We start from the raw sequence: 18797 nt of genomic DNA, 5'->3' as shown, positions 1-18797 counted from the left end.
TCATTTAAGGAGTTAACCTAAAGTGAACCATGTTCAATTTGAAGCGTATCTAGAAAAAATTGATATGGTAGTCGTTTTTCTTCCTATGGGTGTTTCAGACGTTAATGAGCATTTCTTTTCCCTAATTAATGAGGAAGAGAAAATTGAACTGTCTGTTTTTAAGGTCGAAACGTTACCAACTGTAATTAAAATTTACTGTAAAGCCGAGGAAAACGTTCGACTAGATACTCATTATTTAGTCACTACTAACAAAGGGCTACAAGTAGAACTATCAATAGGCTCTGTAATAAGAACAAAAGAGTTTGATCAGTTTTTCTATTATGATGGTACAGATTTAGGTGCTACTTATTGTGATGAGAAAACAATGTTTAAGGTTTGGGCACCTACTGCAACAAATGTAGAATTGTTGTTATATCATCAAGAAGGAAAATTCAAACAAAAAATTCCAATGGAGCGCTCTTCAAAAGGCACTTGGACAGTTACCCAATACGGGAATCTTGAAGGATGTTACTATCTCTATAATGTATGCGTAAATAAGGAATGGAAAGAGGTAGTTGATCCTTATGTAAAGGGGACTACAGTAAATGGGGAGTTTGGGGTTGTTATAGATCTTGCAAAAACAAAAATTAAAAAGCAATCACATTTACTACCAGAATTTCATTCTCCTACAGATGCAATCATTTATGAAACTCATATCCGTGATTTTTCTATCCATCCCGAAAGTGGGGCGATGTATAAAGGGAAATACAAAGCATTTACAGAGGAACAGACCAAGGGTCCTAATGATTGTAAGACATGTGTCGATTATCTCGTGGAACTCGGTATTACCCACGTACAATTACTGCCATTTAATGACTTTGGTGGTGTGAATGAAGGTGCTATTGAGGACGAATTTCATTGGCGTTATAATCCTGCTCCATATAATTGGGGTTATAACCCTGTTAATTATAATGTACCCGAAGGAAGCTATGCAACGGATCCTTATGATCCGTATGTAAGAATCCTTGAAACAAAGGAAATGATTGAAGCGTTGCATCAAAAAGGAATACGAGTCATTATGGATGTTGTTTACAATCACGTCTATATTCTTGAGGCGTCATCCTTTGAAAAAATAGTCCCAGGATATTTTTTTCGTTATAACGATTACGGATTGCCTTCAAATGGAACAGGAGTTGGCAATGACATTGCTTCGGAACGATTAATGGTCCGTAAGTTTATTATCGATTCGGTTACTTTTTGGGCAAAGGAATATAATATCGATGGGTTTCGCTTTGATTTAATGGGAATCTTGGATGTTGAAACAATGAAAGCTGTAAGAACCGCTCTTGATTTAATTGATCCTTCGATAATTATAGTTGGTGAGGGGTGGAATTTAGATACACCGATACCAGACGAAAAAAAAGCAATTATAAAAAATGCTTCGGAGCTTCCCGGGATTGCTCATTTTAATGATTTATTCCGAGATACTGTCAAAGGAAGTTCGTTCGATTTACGCGATAAAGGTTTTATTTCAGGAGTTACAACGAAGAAGGCTTTTTTAATGGAGCTGTTGGCAGGAAGTATATCACTCCAGAAAAATATAAATGGGATGTTTGAATCACCTTGTCAATCAATTAATTATATTGAATGTCATGATAATCATACGCTTTGGGATAAATTAGCACAATGCAATGGTGACGAAAAAGACAGTGTAAGAAGAAAAAGGCAAATACTTGGGATCGCAATAGTATTGCTATCACAAGGCATTCCTTTTCTACATAGTGGGATTGAGTATTTTCGCACAAAATATGGAGAAGGAAATAGCTATAATCTTCCTGATTATATTAATCAACTTGATTGGGCAAGGAAGGATATGTATAAAGAGTATCTCTCCTATACTCGAATGCTGATCTCAATTCGCAAGGCACATCCAGCATTTCGATTAGCTACAGCTAACGAAATTCGCTATCATTATCGGTGGCTGGAAACACCGCCAGAAATGGCAGGATATATACTAGAGCAACTGGAGCATATCGACACCTGGAAGGCAATCATTGTTTTGTTTAATAGTAGTGTAAAACAGCAGGTATTTAAAATACCTGATGATGATACATGGAATGTGGCTGTCTATGGAGAGAAAGCTAGCTTACAAGGTCTTTATAAAATTAATAAAACCTTACAAATAATGGCCATTTCAACAGTCGTTCTTTTTAAGTAAATGGTTTTAAGCTAATAAAAAATAAGTTATACTAAAGATGTATGTTGTAGTTTTCAGGTCATAGAAATAGAGGGTGAGCTGTGTTGGAAATGAGTCTGGGTTTAGGAGAAGGTTGGCGGGTATTTCCTGCAGGCGGTGCAACTGGAGAAGCGTATATTGCTCAATATGAAGGCCGAAACAAATTGTTTTTGAAAAGGAATTCTTCCCCTTTCTTAGCGGTTTTATCTGCTGAAGGTATTGTTCCTAAGTTAATTTGGACGAAGAGAATGGAAAATGGCGATGTTATTACGGCGCAGCATTGGTTGAATGGACGTGAATTGAAGCCTGTTGACATGAATAACAAAGCTGTTGCACATCTTTTAAGTAAGATCCATCATTCAAAGGAATTATTATATATGCTTCAAAGAATTGGGAAGATTAGGTACGAGCCTTCTGAGTTATTAACTGAGTTAAAACGAAAAACAAAGCCAACCATGACCTGCGAAACTGTAATTGCGGATTCGTTAGCTTATTTGGAAAATGAATTGCCTAACATATACTACGACAATCAGGTTGTTTGCCATTGTGATGTAAATCATAACAATTGGCTATTAACAAATGAACAGGAGCTTTTTTTAATAGATTGGGATGGGGCAGCGATTGCTGACCCAGCATTAGATCTTGGTTCGATTTTATATGGATATATTCCTAGACACGATTGGGAGACATGGCTAAAATGCTATGGAATTGAGCTTACAGAAAACCTAGAGAGACGAATGAAATGGTACATAATCTATCAGACTCTATTATCCGGTATATGGTATAAGGGCCGTGGTGATTCATCAAAATATCGACGGCAAATTCATTATTTAGAAAGAATCTACAAATAATTTCCTAGGAAATATTGTTTGATTATGTCAAATTTAAATCATTAAGGTTGTTAATCCACTGTTCAAAATTCTCCTTGTGTTTTAATATATGATCATCGATATTATCGGCGTTTTGTCCCTGTAAACTATAGTTATATACATCGACTAATGTGTTATTCATTTCGTTATTAACTTGCTTGTGACCTTGTAGTGAATGAATTAGGCGTTGCATTTGCTCATACTCTGATACTGTACCACAACAATCTATTTGATGATTTCTGAGGATGTCCTGTAATAGTGATAGTTGGTACTGCTCATTTAATGGCAATTTATTCACTCCTTATTCAATTATAAAATTCAATGATACACTTATACTTTGCTAAACTTTAAAAAATATACTATTCATAGGCTGACCAAAAGTATCCAAGCTTTTTGGGCAGCTTCTTTTGTTGTTTAGGAAATTTTATAATTTGATCCTGTGGATAAATACTATAGCACAGAGAGTAGTCGTCCAGCGCAAGCGCCCAGCGACTAGTAAACTTCGCTCATCTCTCTTTTGCGATAAGTCAACATCGACTCGTCCCTCGACTTGTTTCCTTCATCTCAGTCGATGCGCTCTTAGTTTATACGTCGCTAAGCAGGGCGCCTATAGCTTTTGTTCTTCAATCACCATATTATAAAAGCTGAATTTGAACTCGCTTACTAGACGCCTACTCTGGTTATTAGTGGTTTATAATCACGATTTAATAGGCGAGCGTTTAGCCTTTTTTGCTTTTCATTTTGTTTTTTTAGTGTTATCTTTGTACTCGAAGTAAAGGAGGAATTTGATTCATGAGATTACGCAATAAGCCAGGGGCACATGAAACTATTAAAAATTACCCAAATATCGTAATTTCCTCATTAGATCATGTTAAAGGCAGCTGGAAAAATGAAATATTTAATAATGATAATCCCATTTTTATTGAAATTGGCATGGGGAAAGGAACATTTATTAATGGAATGGCACGAAAAAACCCTAATATAAATTTTATCGGGGTCGAAAAGTATACTAGTGTAATTGTCAGTGCTTTGGAGCTTACACTTGAGAACAGTCTGCCTAATGTAAGGCTTTTAAATATAGACGCATTGGAGTTACCGTCAATTTTTGCGAAAGGTGAGATTGAAAGGATTTATTTAAACTTCTCGGATCCTTGGCCAAAAAACCGACATGAAAAGAGACGGTTAAGTCATGAAACTTTTTTACGTATTTATGAAGATATTGTAATTCCAGGTGGAGAAATTCATATGAAAACAGACAACCAAGGTTTGTTTGAATATTCTTTAGAAAGCTTTTCAACATATGGAATGCTTTTGAAAAATATTAGTCTTGATCTTCACAATAGTAATATTAAGGACAATGTAATGACTGAATACGAGGCGAAATTTTCAAAACAAGGTAAACGTATTTACCGCTGCGAGGCAAAGTTTAGAACCTTATAAGTTAATGTTTAACACAAGTTAAAGGGCATAAACATCAATTATCGTCCCTGTTTTAGAATCGACTAAAAATTCATATTGCTCAACCTTGCTATCAATTGTTCGGGTAATTCCGCCACGATAAACGTTATAGCTTAGATTAAACTTATTCACTTTTTCAGGTTTCATGTGAATCCATGATCCATCAATTGGGCCGTGATCTTTAAAAGCTTTTTTTACGATTTTTAACGCTGTTTCGGATGAAATATGATTCTTCATATATTTTTGATTAACATATGCTCCGGCAATGGCACCGATACCAAGGCCGAGAAGTAACTGATTCAATCTCAATTAAATCACTCCTATTTATTCGTTAAAAATATCATGCAATTTACATGAATGGTAAACTATTGTTGACCTTGCTAATAAGTTTATTATAAGTATAGCTTAGGGGAAAATACATGTGAAGTGGGAAACAATCGAAAAGGAGTTTTTGATATGAATAAGGAAACCCGTGAATTATTTAAAACATTAACAGAACTTCAAGGTGCTTCGGGCTTTGAAAAAAATATACGAACGTTTATGAAATCAGAGCTAGAAAAGTATGCTGATGAGATCATTCAAGATCATTTAGGTGGTGTGTTTGGGGTAAAGAAAGGACCGGTGCATGGACCTAAAGTAATGGTTGCTGGACATATGGATGAAGTGGGTTTTTTGATTACCCAAATAACTGATAGTGGACTTCTGCGTTTTCAACCGTTAGGTGGTTGGTGGAGTCAAGTTCTTCTTGCGCAACGTGTCGAGGTAATTACTGAAAGTGGACCGGTCATAGGTGTAATTGCATCGATTCCTCCGCATTTGCTCGATGAGGAAACAAGAAAAAAGCCGATGGACATTAAAAATATGTTGATCGACATTGGAGCAGATGATAAGGATGATGCGATTAGAATCGGCATAAAACCTGGTCAACAAGCTGTGCCAATTTGTCCGTTTACACCGATGGCAAACGAAAAGAAGATTCTTGCTAAGGCTTGGGATAATCGCTACGGTTGTGGGTTAGCAATTGAGCTTTTAAAGGCGACTAAATTAGAAGTACTACCAAACACCCTGTATGCCGGAGCAACTGTACAAGAAGAGGTAGGATTAAGAGGAGCGCAAACGGCTGCAAATTTAATTCAACCAGATATTTTTTATGCATTGGATGCAAGCCCAGCAAATGACGCTTCTGGGGAGAGGGATGTATTTGGCCAATTAGGTAAGGGAGTATTATTGCGGATTTTAGACCGTTCAATGGTTACGCACCGAGGAATGCGTGACTTTGTCTTAGATATGGCTGAAAGTAACCAAATTCCGTATCAATATTTTGTTTCACAAGGTGGAACAGATGCTGGACGGGTACATACATCAAATAACGGGATTCCTTCAGCAGTCATTGGTATTTGTTCGAGGTATATTCATACATCTGCATCTATTATTCATGTTGATGATTATGCTGCTGCTAAGGAATTACTAGTTAAATTAGTGAAACATACTGACAAAAACACGGTCGAATTAATTCGAAGTAAATAAAAGGAGAATTTTTAATGAATATGTATATATTTAAACCTCTATTTGTTGTCCTACTATCCATAAGCTTATTAATGGGCTGTGGTGTTACGAAAGAAGAAGCAATTAATGAATCTATAGAAGTAGCTGAAGACACATTTAATGAAGCTAAACCAGCTTATAACGAGACAATTTATGGAATACGTTTTTCTTTACCGGAGGATTTTAAAATTATAAGTGAATCTGAAAGCAATATAATTTTAGCAAAAGGAAGACAGGAATTTATACTATTTGTAAATCCGCAGGAAGCTTTGGATAGTGAAGCTGCTTTTCAAGCATTGGAGAAAGCAAAAGGAGAAAAAATTATAGAATCATTTAAACGTGGTGAACGTTTTGGATATTTTAGTGCTGCGCCACTTGAAGACAATGAATATGAATTAATAGTAGGTATTGGCGGGGTAAAGCTTACTACTAAAACGAAAATAAGTGATATGGTAGAACATACAAAAGCAATGATGGAAATTGCAAATTCCGTAGAATATAAAATTGGGGAAGACTAAAGGTCAGCCCCAATTTTTATATGGAGGTGTAACGAATGAAAATGACGAATGCAATGATGAAAAACATATTAGTAGAGCGTCTTCAAAGAGAACGATGGAATATAGTGTATGATCATACAAATTTTCAGCTTCGGATTGAAAGCAAAGTATCTGGTAAAGGTATTACAATTTCGTTGCCCCCTATCATATCAAAATGGGAAGAAAAAAAGGAAAAAGCAATTGATGAGGTAGTGTATAATGTTGAGGAAGCCCTTAAGGCAATGGAGGAACCACAAAAATTAGGTGGGAAAGAAAAACATATATTCCCTGTGCTTCGTTCGACCTCATTCCCTACTGAAACAAAAGATGGGAAAAAATTAATTTTTGATGAACATACGGCTGAAACACGAATTTATTTTGCGCTGGATTTAGGTACATCATATCGTTTAATTGATCGCGACTTTGCTATTCAAGAAAACTGGAGTGAAGAAAGAATTAAAGAAGTTGCTCGCTTTAATGTTAGATCATTAAAGGTAGAGATAAAAGAAGATGATGTTGCCGAAAATCATTTTTATTTTATCAATACAAATGATGGCTACGATGCAAGCCGTGTATTAAATGAATCATTGCTAGAAAAAATTCAGTCTACAATAAAAGGTACTATGGTTGTAGCTATACCCCATCAAGATGTTTTGATTATAGGTGATATTTGTAATGAACAAGGCTATAAAATAGTTGGACATATGGCCATGCAATTTTTTACAGAAGGTCGAGTACCGATAACAGCTCTTCCGTTTTTATACGAAAATAAAGAACTCGAACCGATATTTGTTCTTGTAAACAATAAACTAAAATAGTATGTATTTCTTAGAGGTATGGATTATTGCTCCATGCCTTTTCTTAATTTTTATATACGTAACCTGTAAATTAATTTATACTTTATGTAAAGGTTCTTATAACAACATAGGCTTTAGAAAGAGTGATTAATGAATGAAAAATTGGATTAAACGTTTTTTTGGAATCGGGAATAACGAACCTTACGAAGATTATTATGACTCACCGATACATAGTCAATCTAATTATAATAACCAGGACAAGTATGATGCGAAAGTAGTTTATGAATATCCGAAGGGGAAATTCCGTTTTCCCGTTATTCCAGATGATGTAAATATGTATGATAATAAAGATGTTTCTACATTAGAACAGAAAGCTATTCAAAAAGATAGTAATATTCAACACGTCAGAGCTCAAAGAGAGTTGCGGCGCCAAATTCGAAACGAGAAAGGGGTCGGTCAGGGGAAAAAAGGTCCATTTAAGCCGACAGATGTCCCATCTCCAATCTATGGATTTGGCGAGCGTCCCCAAAAAAGAGTAAAAGAAATTAGCGTGGAAGATGAAGTGATTATTAATAACAATGACAGAGTTATTGTACGTCATACAAAGGATTCCGAAAGTTATGTAGAAATTGCAGCGCAGCACAAAAGCGCAAATGATATGCAACACAAAAGCACAAATGATGTGCAACACAAAAACGCAAATGATGTGCAACACAAAAGCACAAATGATGTGCAGCACAAAAGCGCAAATGATGTGCAACACAAAAGCACAAATGATCTGGAACATCAAAGCATAAATGAACCTCAATACAAAAGCATAAGTGAATCGCAACACAAGAACACAAATGATCTGCAAAACGAACAAAGAAGCGTATTCGCAAATAATTCAACACCGTTGACTTCGAATGAATATGAAGCGAAAGACGCGCAAAATAAGAAACAAGTTGTCAAAACTAATAATAGTGAGCGAACAATCCCATTTAATGTTCTCATGTATAAGCAAGATAAACTACAGAGCAGCCCAACGCGAATACAGGCAGATGGGAATAATGGGAAAGAATCAGGGCTACGCCTTTTAAAGCCTAATTTACATCTTTTAAATATGCCCGTTGCTGAAATAGATAATGATGAGGAATGGTTTAATGAACAGAGTGTTTTATTAAATCAAGCTTTTGATAGCTTTAATGTTGGGGCGAAAGTAGTTCGAGCTAAGAAAGGACCTGCTGTTACTCAGTTCGAAGTTCAGCCTGAACATGGAGTGAGAGTCAATAAAATAACGAATCTTGCAGATGATTTAAAGCTTGCACTCGCGGCTAAGGATATACGTATTGAAGCTCCTATTCCAGGGAAAAGCACTGTAGGAATAGAGGTTCCTAACCGCAAAAGCCGTCCTGTTGTGATTCGTGAGATATTACAGAGTTCAGTCTTTCAAACGAACAAATCACCACTTGCAGTTGCATTAGGTCTCGATATTTCAGGTCAACCAATTGTGACAGATATAAAAAAAATGCCGCATGGATTAATAGCCGGTGCGACAGGATCAGGAAAGAGTGTCTGTATTAATTCGATTATTATTAGTCTGCTTTATAAAGCCTCTCCACATGAGGTAAAGCTGCTGTTAATAGATCCCAAAATGGTAGAGCTTGCACCATATAATGATTTGCCACACCTTGTTAGCCCTGTCATAACCGATGTCAAGGCAGCGACCGCTGCGTTAAAGTGGGCGGTTGAGGAAATGGAACGGCGCTATGAGTCGTTTGCACATGAAGGTGTAAGGGACATTACCCGTTATAATGAAAAAAAGCAATCAGAGAATGAAAAAGCTGAAATGATGCCATACTTAGTTATTATTATTGATGAGCTTGCAGATTTAATGATGGTATCGCCTGCTGATGTAGAAGAAGCAATATGTCGAATTGCTCAAAAAGCAAGAGCTTGTGGGATCCATTTATTACTAGCAACACAACGACCATCTGTTGATGTAATTACTGGGTTAATTAAGGCAAACGTTCCAACACGAATCGCCTTTTCGGTATCGTCTCAAGTTGATTCGAGAACAATTATTGATATAAGTGGTGCGGAGAAATTATTAGGGAAAGGTGACATGCTTTTCCTAGAAAATGGCTCTAATAAACCGGTTCGAATACAAGGTAATTTTGTTAGTGATGATGAAATTGAGCGAGTAACTAATTTTGTCAGGAAACAGATGGAGCCACAATACTTATTCGTTCAGGAAGAGCTTATAAAAAATACTTATGATGTTGGCGGCGATGATGAATTGTTTTTTGAAGCATGTGATTTTGTCATTGATCAAGAGGGAGCATCTGCCTCGAGTCTGCAACGCCGCTTTAGAATTGGTTACAACCGAGCTGCGAGATTAATAGATATGATGGAAGCACGAGGAATTATTTCGGAGCCAAAAGGCTCAAAGCCACGTGATGTTCTACTAACAAAAGAACAACTGAAAAGTTTACAGCATGACGGTGTTTAATTTCGCTGTCATGCGTATTTTTTATTTATTTTATATGATTTAAACTACAATTAACTACAAAAGATATGTATAATGAAACTTACATGAAATAGGAAGGTAAACAATTCCATTCTACAATAAATTTCGGATTGTATAGAGGAGCACTTTTTTATGAACGATAAGGAAATTACTTTGAAGCTTCAAGGAAAAATAAAGCGCTTAACAAACAAAACTTTCAAGTTTGATGAAAGGATTAAAGAAGGTTGGTTTTCGGCTGTATATTTTCTTAAAACGCGCGAAATTGTAAAAGATTTTAAGACGGATAACATTGTTACAATGCAGTTCTTCCAAAAGGAGGAAGCAGTCCTATGTGGAACGGATGAAGTTATAGCTCTATTACAAACCTTTGCTGAAAACCCATGTGATTTAGAGGTTTATTCACTTAAAGACGGAGATGAGATTAGTCCGTACGAAACGGTCCTTACTATTACAGGACCATATCAAAACTTTGGCTATTTGGAAGGAATTATTGATGGAATATTGGCAAGAAGAACATCTGTTGCTACGAATGTTTATCGTGTAGTTAAGGCTGCAAGAACCTCTGGGAAACTAAAGCCAATAATTTTCATGGGTGATCGAGACGATCATTATACTCAACAAGCAGGAGATGGCTATGCAGCGTATATAGGTGGTTCAACAGCTCAGGCGACCCACGCGATGAATGAATGGTGGGGAAAAACAGGTATGGGTACAATGCCACACGCACTTATTCAACTGTTTAATGGTGATATTGTAGCAGCCACAAAAGCATACCATCAAAAATATCCTGAAGACGAATTGGTTTCTTTAGTTGATTATAACAATGATGTCATTGTAGACTCACTAAAGGTTGCAGAAGCGTTTGGAAAGACACTTAAAGGTGTTCGCCTTGATACATCAAGGACATTAATAGACAAATATTTTACTCGGAATCCAGAGGTGATGGGGACGTTTGATCCTCGCGGTGTCAATCCTCAATTAATTTTTGCGTTACGGAAGGCTTTAGACGAGAATGGTTATAGCCATGTGAAAATTGTTGCCACAGGTGGATTTACAGAGGAACGTATTTTACAATTTGAAAAATTAAATGTTCCTGTAGATATGTATGGAGTCGGCAGTAGTTTACTTAAAATTAATATTGGCTTTACTGGCGATAATGTCATTCTTAATGGTCAGCCTGAAGCGAAGTCAGGTCGTAAATACCGACCTAATCCAAGGCTTGAGAAGGTAATATTAGATTAAACAAAAAAATAGGAATGAATTAGTATAGAATTCAGAGATAAAAAACAGGCTCGTTTTTAATTTAATTTCATATACTAAATTTATAATATTTGTATTCGGATGATAAATGGTAAAAATGCTATTTGTCTTTGATCATCAACTAATGACAGCAAGTGCTACAATTAGAGTTGTGGAGGTTCAACTTATGACAGTTTACCACTTTGTCGGGATTAAAGGGACCGGAATGAGTGCGCTAGCACAAATTCTTCATGATATGAATTTTGAAGTCCAAGGCTCTGACGTTGAAAAAAGTTTTTTTACACAGAAGGCATTAGAGGAAAAGGGGATAAAAATTTTACCGTTTTCTCGAGCTAATATTAATGAGGATGAAATTGTAATTGCTGGGAATGCATTTCCAGATGACCATGAGGAGATTACAGAAGCTCAGAGCAAAGGGATTCCTATTTTTCGGTACCATCATTTTTTGGGTGAATTTATTCGAAAATTCACTAGCATTGCTGTTACTGGAGCGCATGGGAAAACATCTACTACCGGGCTTTTAGCACATGTATTGAAGGCTGCAAAGCCTACTTCTTACTTGATTGGTGATGGGACTGGGCAAGGCACTGAAGATGGGCAGTATTTTGTATTTGAGGCGTGTGAATACCGTCGACACTTTCTACAATATCATCCAGATTATGCAATTATGACGAATATTGATTTTGATCATCCTGACTATTTTAGTTCACTTGATGACGTATTTAAAGCCTTTCAAGAAATGGCTCTACAGGTTAATAAAGGTATTATTGCTTGCGGGGACGATGAACAATTACAAAAAATTCATGCGAATGTGCCTGTAGTATATTATGGCTTTAATCAAGAAAATGATTTTCAAGCTAGAAACATAAATAAAACAACTAAAGGGACATCATTTGACGTTTTTATTCGCAATGATTTCTACGCTTCTTTTCAAATTCCTGGGTATGGAGATCATAATATTTTAAATGCCTTGGCAGTTATTGCTTTATGTCATTATGAGGGAATTTCAGCTGATATTATTGCTGCTCAACTTCTTACTTATGTAGGGGTAAAGAGAAGGTTTAGTGAAAAAAAGGTAGGTAATCAAGTATTAATTGATGATTATGCCCATCATCCTACAGAAATAAAAGCAACGATTCAAGCGGCCAGACAAAAATATCCGGATCGTCATATTGTTGCGATTTTTCAACCGCATACGTATACACGAACCCAAAAGTTTTTACAGCAATTTGCTGAGAGCTTAATGGAGGCAGATCAAGTATATTTATGTGACATTTTTGGGTCTGCTAGGGAAAATGAAGGGAATTTGACAATCGAGGACTTAAAACATATCGTAATCAATGCACAGCTGTTAACTGAAGATAATACGAGTATTTTGCAACAGTATGACAATAGTGTACTAATTTTTATGGGTGCGGGGGATATTCAGAAATATCAGCAAGCCTATGAACGAGAATTAAGTGCGAAGGGTGTATCATAGAAAGAGGCTGATCTTAGATCTGCCTCTTTTTAAGTTTATTTCACATTTTACCTGAGTTGGCAGGAAAGATATACTATAATGAAGAATATGTTTTGTGTAGGACTTTTTTGTCAAAGAATGTTAAGGAATAGGCATAAAAATGAGGAGGTATTAAGTCTTAGTTATGGTTGAACTATTATATTTTAGTGTAGCATTAATAGCTATTGCCTTTACGATTTTAGTAATTTATTTAAATAAAACGCTTAGCTCGCTGCAGCGAACGTTGAACAATGTTGCCAGTACTTTAACAGGTCTTGAAAAGCAATTACAAGGTGTTACCTCAGAAACAGAGGAACTACTACATCGAACGAATGAGTTAATGGAGGATCTGAAGCAAAAATCCGATTCAGTAAATTCAGTCGTACAATCATTTAAAGAGATTGGAGATACCGTAGGACGCATTAATACCTCAATTCGCAAGGTTACCGATCAAGTAAGTGCCGATGTGGAAAATCGGAAAGAATCAGTATCACAGGTTGTCGGCTGGAGTTCAGTGCTGATAGATGTTTGGCGGCGATTTAAAAACAAATAAGAATCGACTTCGCTAAACTAAATAAACTTATTAGGAGGAGATTAGTATGAGTAATAACCAGAACCAGAATCAGGACCAAATTAATAGTAAGGATTTTTTAATAGGTACATTAATAGGCGGTATAGTTGGTGCATCGATTGGATTATTATTGGCGCCTAAATCTGGGAAAGAATTGCGAAGCAATATAAATGAGCAAGCGCTGATCGCCAAGGAGAAGGGTGGGCAATTAGCTGAGACAGCAAAAAATAAAACCGTAGACTTAATTGAAAAGGTTAAAACAGTTAGTTCAAAGGTTGAAAGCGCTGCTGATGAAACAAAAGAAGTTGTTGAAGGTGATGATGTTGAGGAAGCAGTCGAGGAAGTAGCTGTAACTGAATTAGAAGAAACTGAAGAATCTCAGGATGAAGTTACTGAAAATAGTAATAACTAAGTAGGAGTGAAACAATGTCGAAAGGCCAACTTCCTTCTATTCAACTTTCATCAGTCGAAGAATTTAACAGAATTATTGAGAGCAGTGGGACATTTTTATTAATGAAGCATAGTTTAACCTGTCCAGTTAGTCAGGCAGCGTTTGATGAATTTGGGAAATTTACAAATAATACAAAGTTTCCAACTTATTATTTATATGTTCAGGATGCTCGGCCGCTTTCTAATTATATTGCCGAAACATTTCATATAAAGCATGAATCACCGCAAGCCTTATTATTTGAAAATGGACAAGTTAAATGGCATGTCTCTCATTGGAATATAACAGAAACCAATATTATACAAGCAATAGAAAAGCTAAAATAAAATAGGCTGACACATCGAGTCAGCCTACTTTTTTTTCACTTGATATTTTGACTCGTCGCCGAATCTTCACTCATTTCTGGCCAAACGAGGGCAAGTTCATCACCTGGTGCCAGCTGGTCATAAAACGTTGTTTCCTCACCGTTTTTTAATATCGTAAAATTGCCGATTTGAATCTTTGGCATGTTTATATCAACATATCTAAAAATATCTTGAAAGATAAAAGGTTCGACATCTTTAGATACAGACTGGATATGGTCACCTACTGATAATGTATCTTCTTCCTCTAATATTTCACCGTTGCGATACAGTTCTAAAGTAGCCTTTTGTAAATTGATTTGTTCCCCGTTAAAAATAACTGGAATTTGATAATACAAGGAAATCGCCTTTTCGGATAATAAGTCTTTAACTTTAGGTTGCTTACCGCTAATCACCGTAATTTTGTCTTCATTTGAAACTGTTGCATCCGAATGAACTTGAATTCCATTCTTTAAATAGGTTAAACCGTATCCGGACATTGCAATTTTGTTGTTATTGTAAAATACATAAAATGGTGAGGAGTGTTGAAACTCATTCATATTTAAGCTCTCAAAAATGTCACTAATTGTTTTTGGGAAGAAAGTAGTGATTTTATCATGGTCATTTAATATGTCATCAATAGCTGCTTCTTTTCCATTTCTAAAAATTTTCATTGAGATATTGTATGGATGATCATTGATCCAAATTTTTATAGCCTTTGCTTCTTCAATTAAATCTTTTATTTGTACAATTGCAGCTTGTCCGTCTTTTCCCTTTTCAACCATGATTATATCGCCATCTTCAATTGGATCATCAAACGATGTTGGTTGACCTTGTTTTAACAGAATGGGTGGCTCTCCGTGAATTCCTGGAATAGTTATATCACGATTGTTTACGGTAACAATCGCCGCCATTCCTGGTTTTCCATATAGTTTGTTTATTTCAATTCCGGCAGCTAGTAAAGAGTCCCCTACTGTTAGTTGTTTCATATCAAAAAGCCGGACTGGACGATTGTTTACTATGACTGATACATAATGGATAGGACTTACCTTTGAGGCAATTCCAATACCAATAGGTGTAACTAGCTCTGGGCCTTTATTAATATGTTCTGCTAGTTCTAATTTTGGAATTGCATCAATACCACGAATCCCCACTCTATTATCGGGAAGGCTTAATTTTTCTGCTAATAAGTGTGGCAATTCGGGTGTTAAGCTTCCACCACCAACAAGCATAACAGCTTTAGGCGATTTATTATTATTTAATGAAAGGATTTCATTGCTTATAGAAGTAGCAAGCTTGTCTAAGCTTTCATATATCGCGCTAACGACATCACTTTTAGGTACTAATGTTTCAAAACCTAATATATCGGTAATGGCAATATCATCATTTTCAATAAGGTCACGCTTTGCTTTTTCTGCTAGTGGAAAATCAAGTAAATAATGATCACTTATAGCTTCGGTAATTTCATCCCCAGCAATTGGAACCATTCCATAAGCGATAATCGTTCCTGCGTCAGTTATTGCAATATCAGAAGTTCCGGCGCCTATATCTACTAACGCTACATTTAAACGTCGCATTGAAGGCGGCATCAATACATTAATAGCAGCTATTGGTTCTAACGTTAAAGCTTCCATATCTAGATTAGACCGATTTAATGCGGCGATCAGCGACTCAACAACAACCTTTGGCAAAAACGTTGCTATGATTTCAACTGTTGCCTCATCACCTTGTTGTGCTACTAAACTTCCGATACTATCTCCATCTAGCAAATATCTTAAGACTGAATAGCCAACACAATAATAATTGAAGCTTTCCTTTGAATTTTCTTCAGAAGCCAATTGCAATTGTGCCTGTTGAACAGCGCTTAATTCAAGATAGAAAATATCATCCTTATTTATAAGAGGTTTACCACTTATATTAATACTCACTTTTGCGCGTTTTGTTTTTAAAGCACGGCCTGCAGCAGCAACACATACCTTTTCTAATTTTCCATGTCGCTCCTCTAACTTTTCCTTTATTTCAGTAATAACCTTCGAAACAGATAGTACATCATGAATTTGTCCGTCAAGCATTGCTCTCTCATCATGCTCTTTGTATTCGAAATCAATTACTTCATAGCCATTGCTCTGTTCTTTCATAATAATGCCAATGACCGACCTAGTTCCGATGTCTAAGGCAAAAATAGAAGTTTGGTTGCCCAAGGAAACGCACCTTCCTTTCGTAAAATAGAAAAGCAAAATCCTTTATCGCTTAAAAGCGTTTAATCATTAAAGAAAAATTTCGTGACATTTATAGCTATATTGTTTATAATAAACTCTAATCATTTAGAAATGTACCATAATTTTAAAATCTTATAAACAATTAAAGGGAGGAATTTCAAATGAGTAATGTTGAATTAGATGCTTTACGTGCTGAACTAGATTCAGTGAATCTAAAACTTTTGGAATTAATCAGCAAGCGTGGGGAAATTGTACAAGAGATTGGGAAAATCAAAGAAAAGCAAGGTGTATATCGATTTGATCCGGTTCGTGAGCGAAAAATGTTAGATTTAATAATTGAAAATAATGAAGGTCCATTTGAAAATTCCACCATCCAACATATTTTTAAAGAAATTTTTAAAGCTGGCTTAGAACTCCAGGAGGATGACCACAGTAAAGCTTTATTAGTATCAAGAAAGAAGAAACCTGAGGATACAATCGTCGATATCAAGGGTGAAAAAGTTGGGGATGGAAATGTCCATTTTGTAATGGGTCCTTGTGCGGTTGAATCATATGAACAAGTAGCACAAGTTGCGGAAGCAGTTAAGAGACACGGTCTAAAACTGTTGCGTGGCGGTGCATATAAACCTAGAACGTCTCCTTACGATTTCCAAGGGCTAGGTTTAGAAGGGTTAAAAATTCTAAAACAAATTGCAGAAGAATATGATCTTGCTGTTATTAGTGAAATTGTAACTCACTCAGATTTAGATGCAGCACTAGAATATTTGGATGTTATCCAAATAGGTGCTAGAAATATGCAAAACTTTGAATTGTTAAAAGCTGTAGGTTCAACCAATAAGCCGATCTTTTTAAAACGTGGAATGTCGGCAACTATTTCTGAGTTTATTAATGCTGCAGAATATATTCATTCACGTGGGAATGGTAACATTATTTTATGTGAACGTGGAATACGTACGTATGAAACTGCTACGAGAAATACACTTGATATTACGGCTGTTCCAATTTTAAAACAAGAAACACACCTTCCCGTAATGGTAGATGTTACACACTCTACGGGTAGAAGAGATTTATTGCTTCCTGCTGCAAAGGCAGCTATTGCTATTGGTGCTGATGGTGTCATGGCTGAGGTTCATCCAGATCCAGCGGTTGCATTATCAGACTCAGCACAACAAATGGATATCCCTACTTTTGATAAATTTATTGAAGCTCTAAAAAGTAATGTAAAAGTTAGGGTGTAAAATAATTTGTTATAATGTCCTGTATCATCTTTGGTGGTACAGGTTTTTTATTTTTTATAAATCGTGCTTACAAAGTGGGTTCTCAACATTCCAATAATGGGATTCATCTTCCAATATAGAACCTTTTAGTAAGACAAATTTTAACAAAATTAAACAATTGTGAACAGTATTCATTGCATGACGATTATTTGTATAATAGAATTAAGCTATAATAAATATGATTTTTAACGTATAATTAAAATAAAAAAATTCAACGCTTTACGGTAAAGGAGGTTCCATTTTGAATATAACAATTTATGATGTTGCAAGTGAAGCTGGCGTATCGATGGCTACTGTCTCTCGCGTAGTGAACGGGAATCCTAATGTAAAGCCTTCAACTCGAAAAAAGGTCCTTGAGGCGATTGAACGGCTCGGTTATCGGCCGAATGCTGTAGCGCGTGGTCTTGCTAGCAAAAAAACGACGACTGTTGGGGTCATTATTCCTGATATATCAAGTATGTTTTTTGCTGAACTAGCAAGAGGAATTGAAGATATTGCAACGATGTATAAATATAATATTATTTTAAGTAATTCCGATCGTAATAAAGATAAAGAGCTCCACTTACTAAACACATTGCTCAGCAAACAAGTGGATGGAATCGTATTTATGGGCGGCAATATTACATATCAGCATGTTGAGGAATTTAAAAAATCTCCTGTACCGATTGTTTTAGCTGCGACAGTCGAGGAAAACAATGAATTACCGTCGGTAAATATTGATTATGAACAAGCGAGTTATGATGCGGTCCATGCGTTAATTGAGAAGGGTCATAAGCATATAGGCTTTGTTTCCGGCCCGATAGAAGAATTAACGACACGAAAGTTAAAGCTTACAGGATATCGTCGTGCTTTAGAAGAAGCCAATCTTCCATTTGATGAAAACAATCTTTATATTGGCGATTACTCACGCTATGAGGTGGGATTACATGCTATTGAAACCTTCCATGAGAAAGGTTTAAAGCAAACAGCTATATTTGCTGTTATTGACGAAATCGCTTTAGGTGTTATTAATGGAGCTTCGGACCTTGGAATATCAGTACCAAATGATATTGAGGTCATGGGATTTGAGGACACGAGACTAGCAGTAATGGTTCGTCCGCAATTATCGACTGTTGTCCAACCGATGTATGATATTGGTGCAGTCGCGATGAGATTACTTACAAAGTACATGAATAAAGAGAAAGTAGAAAATCATATCGTAGTTTTGCCGCATCGAATTGAGTTTCGACAGTCAACAAAAAACTGATATGAATA

The 18797-nt window shown here is 36.0% G+C and carries 17 protein-coding genes; 14 read left to right on the top strand and 3 right to left on the bottom strand.

Going from position 1 to position 18797, the window contains the following annotated elements:
* Nucleotides 1-22 precede the first annotated feature (22 nt).
* Complete coding sequence (gene pulA, locus D612_RS0114260) at nt 23-2197, top strand: type I pullulanase (RefSeq protein ID WP_017756162.1); 2175 nt, start codon at nt 23-25, stop codon at nt 2195-2197.
* A gap of 89 nt (nt 2198-2286) precedes the next feature.
* Nucleotides 2287-3066 (top strand): phosphotransferase family protein, encoded by a 780-nt coding sequence (locus D612_RS0114255; RefSeq protein WP_026092523.1) that lies wholly within the window; start codon nt 2287-2289, stop codon nt 3064-3066.
* A gap of 22 nt (nt 3067-3088) precedes the next feature.
* On the opposite strand, the gene D612_RS0114250 is transcribed toward D612_RS0114255, so the two are convergent.
* Nucleotides 3089-3382, bottom strand: a complete 294-nt coding sequence (locus D612_RS0114250; RefSeq protein ID WP_233274998.1) for a YtzH-like family protein — start codon at nt 3380-3382, stop codon at nt 3089-3091.
* A gap of 494 nt (nt 3383-3876) precedes the next feature.
* Between D612_RS0114250 and trmB the strand changes: the two genes are divergently transcribed.
* A complete protein-coding gene (gene trmB / locus D612_RS0114245) occupies nt 3877-4524 on the top strand; it encodes a tRNA (guanosine(46)-N7)-methyltransferase TrmB (RefSeq protein WP_017756159.1) in 648 nt (215 codons plus the stop codon).
* Between the two features lie 18 nt (nt 4525-4542).
* Here trmB and D612_RS0114240 read toward each other — a convergent pair whose 3' ends face one another.
* Nucleotides 4543-4851: a PepSY domain-containing protein gene (locus D612_RS0114240; protein WP_017756158.1), complete on the bottom strand. Its 309-nt coding sequence runs from the start codon at nt 4849-4851 to the stop codon at nt 4543-4545.
* A 147-nt stretch (nt 4852-4998) separates the two neighbouring features.
* Between D612_RS0114240 and D612_RS0114235 the strand changes: the two genes are divergently transcribed.
* The 9 genes from D612_RS0114235 (at nt 4999) to ytxJ (ending at nt 14032) form a co-directional block, all read left to right on the top strand.
* Nucleotides 4999-6069, top strand: a complete 1071-nt coding sequence (locus tag D612_RS0114235) for a M42 family metallopeptidase (protein WP_017756157.1) — start codon at nt 4999-5001, stop codon at nt 6067-6069.
* Nucleotides 6070-6083: 14 nt separating this feature from the next.
* Nucleotides 6084-6605, top strand: coding sequence for a hypothetical protein (locus tag D612_RS0114230; RefSeq protein WP_017756156.1), 522 nt, complete (start codon nt 6084-6086; stop codon nt 6603-6605).
* Nucleotides 6606-6646: 41 nt separating this feature from the next.
* The gene (locus tag D612_RS0114225) at nt 6647-7441 is read left to right on the top strand and encodes a DUF1444 domain-containing protein (protein WP_026092522.1); all 795 of its coding nucleotides are present in this window, start codon (nt 6647-6649) and stop codon (nt 7439-7441) included.
* Between the two features lie 133 nt (nt 7442-7574).
* Entirely contained in the window at nt 7575-9911 is a 2337-nt protein-coding gene (locus tag D612_RS0114220; protein WP_017756154.1) for a DNA translocase FtsK, read from the top strand.
* Nucleotides 9912-10061: 150 nt separating this feature from the next.
* Entirely contained in the window at nt 10062-11171 is a 1110-nt protein-coding gene (locus D612_RS0114215) for a nicotinate phosphoribosyltransferase (RefSeq protein ID WP_017756153.1), read from the top strand.
* Between the two features lie 184 nt (nt 11172-11355).
* A complete protein-coding gene (gene murC / locus D612_RS0114210; protein ID WP_026092521.1) occupies nt 11356-12669 on the top strand; it encodes a UDP-N-acetylmuramate--L-alanine ligase in 1314 nt (437 codons plus the stop codon).
* 163 nt (nt 12670-12832) lie between these two features.
* Nucleotides 12833-13240 carry a DUF948 domain-containing protein gene (locus tag D612_RS0114205; RefSeq protein WP_017756151.1) on the top strand — a complete coding sequence of 136 codons (408 nt, stop codon included), beginning with the start codon at nt 12833-12835 and terminating at the stop codon, nt 13238-13240.
* A 46-nt stretch (nt 13241-13286) separates the two neighbouring features.
* Nucleotides 13287-13670, top strand: a complete 384-nt coding sequence (locus tag D612_RS0114200) for a YtxH domain-containing protein (protein ID WP_017756150.1) — start codon at nt 13287-13289, stop codon at nt 13668-13670.
* A 14-nt stretch (nt 13671-13684) separates the two neighbouring features.
* The gene (gene ytxJ / locus D612_RS0114195; protein WP_017756149.1) at nt 13685-14032 is read left to right on the top strand and encodes a bacillithiol system redox-active protein YtxJ; all 348 of its coding nucleotides are present in this window, start codon (nt 13685-13687) and stop codon (nt 14030-14032) included.
* A 35-nt stretch (nt 14033-14067) separates the two neighbouring features.
* Here the strand turns inward: ytxJ and D612_RS0114190 are convergent, their stop codons facing one another.
* Nucleotides 14068-16248, bottom strand: coding sequence for a cell division protein FtsA (locus D612_RS0114190; RefSeq protein ID WP_017756148.1), 2181 nt, complete (start codon nt 16246-16248; stop codon nt 14068-14070).
* Nucleotides 16249-16427: 179 nt separating this feature from the next.
* Between D612_RS0114190 and D612_RS0114185 the strand changes: the two genes are divergently transcribed.
* Entirely contained in the window at nt 16428-17504 is a 1077-nt protein-coding gene (locus D612_RS0114185) for a bifunctional 3-deoxy-7-phosphoheptulonate synthase/chorismate mutase (protein ID WP_017756147.1), read from the top strand.
* A 280-nt stretch (nt 17505-17784) separates the two neighbouring features.
* Nucleotides 17785-18789, top strand: coding sequence for a catabolite control protein A (gene ccpA / locus D612_RS0114180; RefSeq protein WP_017756146.1), 1005 nt, complete (start codon nt 17785-17787; stop codon nt 18787-18789).
* Nucleotides 18790-18797 lie beyond the last annotated feature (8 nt).

This window comes from Calidifontibacillus oryziterrae (assembly GCF_000331575.1).
Classification (GTDB): Bacteria; Bacillota; Bacilli; order Bacillales; family Bacillaceae_J; genus Calidifontibacillus_A; species Calidifontibacillus_A oryziterrae.
This window is presented reverse-complemented; position numbering and strand designations above follow the sequence as displayed.